4 protein-coding genes are annotated in these 3,676 nt (G+C 63.9%); 3 read left to right on the plus strand and 1 reads right to left on the minus strand.

Annotated elements, in window-relative coordinates:
• The 3 genes from gcvPA to EBBID32_RS02160 form a co-directional block, all read left to right on the plus strand.
• Positions 1–1,003 (plus strand): aminomethyl-transferring glycine dehydrogenase subunit GcvPA (gcvPA, locus tag EBBID32_RS02150; protein WP_037488266.1); only part of this gene is annotated, 1,003 nt, incomplete at its 5' end.
• A complete protein-coding gene (gcvPB, locus tag EBBID32_RS02155; protein WP_006949856.1) occupies positions 1,000–2,568 on the plus strand; it encodes an aminomethyl-transferring glycine dehydrogenase subunit GcvPB in 1,569 nt (522 codons plus the stop codon). The genes gcvPA and gcvPB, both read left to right, overlap by 4 nt.
• Positions 2,565–3,194 carry a DUF938 domain-containing protein gene (locus EBBID32_RS02160; protein WP_006949858.1) on the plus strand — a complete coding sequence of 210 codons (630 nt, stop codon included), beginning with the start codon at positions 2,565–2,567 and terminating at the stop codon, positions 3,192–3,194. The genes gcvPB and EBBID32_RS02160 overlap by 4 nt, the downstream gene beginning before the upstream one ends.
• Positions 3,195–3,275: 81 nt before the next feature.
• On the opposite strand, the gene EBBID32_RS24385 is transcribed toward EBBID32_RS02160, so the two are convergent.
• Positions 3,276–3,676 (minus strand): hypothetical protein (locus EBBID32_RS24385; RefSeq protein WP_196805574.1); only part of this gene is annotated, 401 nt, incomplete at its 5' end.

Here is a 3,676-nt window from a genome sequence, read left to right on the forward strand (position 1 = left end):
GCAGGTGGCGCGGCTGCTGGGTTGCGACGTGGCGAATGCGTCCATGTATGACGGATCGACCGCCTGCTGGGAAGCGATCGGCATGGCGCGGCGGATCACCAAGCGGAGCAAGGCGATCCTGTCGGCGGGCCTGCACCCCCATTATGTCTCGGTCGCCAACACGATGGCGAAATTCACCGGCGATGCGCTGGTGCATGATGTGCCGACACTGAGCGCCGATACCGATATCGACGCGCTGATCGCGGCTATCGACAAGGATACAAGCTGCGTCGTCGTCCAATATCCCGACATTTTGGGCCGCATCGCCGACCTGACCCCGCTGGCCGAGGCGGCCCATGCCGCAGGCGCGCTGCTGGTGGCGGTGGTGACGGAGCCGGTGGCGCTGGGCGCGCTGGTTCCACCGGGCGAGATGGGCGCGGACATTGTGGTGGGCGAAGGCCAGTCGATCGGCGTCGGCCTCCAGTTCGGCGGGCCGTATCTTGGCCTGTTCGCATGCAAGCAGAAATATGTCCGCCAGATGCCGGGCCGCCTGTGTGGCGAGACGGTGGACGCGGCAGGCAAGCGCGGCTTCGTGCTGACGCTGTCCACCCGCGAACAGCATATCCGCCGTGAGAAGGCGACGTCGAATATCTGCACCAATTCAGGACTTTGCGCGCTGGCGTTCAGCATCCACATGACCCTGCTGGGTGAGCGCGGGCTGCGCGAACTGGCGGCGCTCAATCATGGGCTGGCGGTGCAGGCTGCCGATCGTCTGGCACAGGTGCCGGGGGTGACGCTGCTCAATGACAGCTTCTTCAATGAATTCACGCTGGTCCTGACCAAGGATGCGCGGGAGGTTGTGCGCAATCTGGCCGACAAGGGCGTGCTGGCGGGCGTGTCGCTCGGCCGCCTGTTCCCGCACCATGCATCGGTCGGCAACGGGCTGGTCGTCGCGGTGACCGAGATGGTCACGGCGGAGGATATCAAAACGCTGGCCAAGGCGCTGGAGGAGGAACTGGCATGACCATGCTCAAGGAAGGCCGTCCCACCGCGCCCGTCGCCGTTGCAGACGCGCATATGGCCCCCGCAACCGCCACGGGCAACCGTGCGCTGATGCTGGAAGAAGCGCTGATCTTCGAGATCGGGTCGACCGACACTACCGGCGTCGATTTCGCCCCAGCGCCCAGGGTTGCTAGCCGCCTTGGCGGGCTGGAGCGCCGGGCGATCGGCCTGCCGGGCCTGTCCGAACAGGAAACGGTGCGCCATTATACCCGCCTCAGCCGCCAGAATTACGCCATCGACCTGGGCCTGTTCCCGCTTGGCAGTTGCACGATGAAGCATAATCCGCGCCTCAACGAAAAAGTCGCGCGGATGCCCGGTTTTGCCGATCTGCACCCGCTGGCCCCGCAATCGACGGTGCAGGGCGCGCTGGCGGTGATCCATGAACTGGCCGGATGGCTGGTGAAGCTTACGGGCATGCATTCGGTGGCAATGTCGCCCAAGGCTGGCGCGCATGGCGAATTGTGCGGCCTGCTGGCGATCCGCGCGGCACTCGAAGCGCGCGGTGACGCGCGCAGCGTCGTGCTGGTCCCCGAAAGCGCGCATGGCACCAATCCTGCCACCGCGGCGTTCTGCGGCTATAAGGTGGAGGATATTCCCGCCACCCCCGAAGGCCGGGTCGATCTGGCGGCGCTGACTGCACGGCTGGGACCGGACGTGGCGGCGGTGATGATCACCAACCCCAATACGTGCGGCCTGTTCGAGCACGACCTCAAGACCATTTCCGACGCGGTCCATGCAGCCGGAGCCTTCGTCTATTGCGACGGGGCGAATTTCAACGCCATTGTCGGCCGGGTCCGTCCCGGCGACCTGGGCGTCGATGCGATGCATATCAATTTGCACAAGACCTTCTCCACCCCCCATGGCGGTGGCGGTCCCGGCTCCGGCCCGGTCGTATTGTCCGAAGCGCTCGCCCCCTATGCGCCGCTGCCCTTTGTCGAGAAGCAGGGCGACCGCTTCGTCCTGATCGAGGAGGAATCGGTTGAGGATCATCATGCCGGGACATTCGGCCGCATGGTCGCCTTTCACGGCCAGATGGGCATGTTCACCCGCGCGCTGGCCTATATATTGAGCCACGGTGCGGATGGGCTGCGGCAGGTGGCGGAGGATGCGGTCCTGAACGCCAACTATATCCTGCGTAGCCTGGACGATGTGCTGGACGCGCCATTCGGTGGCAGCGGCCCCTGCATGCATGAGGCCTTGTTCAGCGACAAGGGGCTGGCCGAAGGCTTCACCACGCTCGACATTGCCAAGGGGCTGATCGACGAGGGTTTCCACCCGATGACCATGTATTTCCCGCTGGTTGTCCATGGCGCGATGCTGATCGAACCGACCGAGACCGAAAGCAAGGCCGCGCTCGACCAGTTCATCATGGCGCTGCGCAGCCTGGCGCAACGGGCCAAGGCAGGGGACGAGGCATTGAAGGGCGCGCCCTATCACGCCCCGCGCCGTCGTCTCGACGAAACGCTGGCCGCGCGCAAGCCCGTGCTGACTTGGGAAGCGCCGGCGCTGGCGCAGGCGGCGGAATGACGCTCTGGGTTCCGGGCGAAGCGGGTGGCGAGGCGCACAAGCGGCACGCCCCCGCGACGCTGCGGAACCGGGACGCGATCCTGACTATCCTGCGTGACGCATTGCCGTCCGCCGGGTTGGTGCTGGAGGTCGCGAGCGGCAGCGGCGAACATGCGATCCACTTCGCCGCCGCGCTGCCCGCGCTCGACTGGCAACCCAGCGACCCCGATCCCGCCGCGCTGGCATCGATAGCGGCGTGGCGGGCGGAGGCGGGATTGCCCAATCTGCGCCCGCCGTTGCTGCTGGATGCGGCAGGCGACTGGCCGATCGACCGGGCCGATGCGATATTGTGCATCAACATGGTGCATATTAGTTCATGGAACGCTACCGTCGGATTGTTCACGCAAGGCGCAAGGCTTCTCCAGAAGGGCACGCCGCTGATCCTTTACGGACCTTACTTTCGCAAGGATCACCCAACCGCACCCAGTAATCTGGCCTTTGACGAAAGTTTGCGGGCGCGGAACGCAGAATGGGGCATTCGGTGGTTGGAGGACGTGAACGAACTGGCTGAACGACAAGGGTTTGCTGTGGAAGCGGTTCACGAAATGCCTGCGAATAATCTAACGGTGGTGTATCGTCGGGTTTGATCCGCATGTGGGTGAGGCGTGGGTGTCCAAACGTTTCAGCGGGAGGCATCCTGACAACGGACAGACTAGCGAATCGCTCGCCTAATCCTCTCCGGCTTCATGAGGGTAGGTTGCCTCATATAAATCGCTTATGCTGGTTCCGTTATACAGCCAATATCGGCCCGGCTGAACCGCATACGGCGCACCGGACACGATCCGCTGAGCTTTCGTCAGTGAGACGATTTCGCCCCTGAGACGTACCTTCTTTGCTTCGATCACCTCAACGGTTTCTCCACTTGCCACATGGACAAGGATCGAACCTAAAGGCACCCCCATCTCTTCGAAGTTCAGGGGAGGGCGGCGCTTCCTTTGAAAAGTCCTGACCGCTGCCATGGTCCCAGGTTCTGCTGCCTCCACTTCCCGTTCCACCGCACGTTCGGTTTGCGGGGTTAAGTCTTCACCGGGAAAGGCATTGATAAGGGCCTGTGCAACGACAAATTCGA

It is taken from the genome of Sphingobium indicum BiD32, from assembly GCF_000382885.1.
GTDB classification, from domain to species: Bacteria; Pseudomonadota; Alphaproteobacteria; order Sphingomonadales; family Sphingomonadaceae; genus Sphingobium; species Sphingobium japonicum_C.

Coding starts and splice junctions, on each gene's coding strand:
- gcvPB (WP_006949856.1), top strand. CDS start 1,000: ATGACCATGCTCAAGGAAGGCCGTCCCACCGCGCCCGTCGCCGTTGCA.
- EBBID32_RS02160 (WP_006949858.1), top strand. CDS start 2,565: ATGACGCTCTGGGTTCCGGGCGAAGCGGGTGGCGAGGCGCACAAGCGG.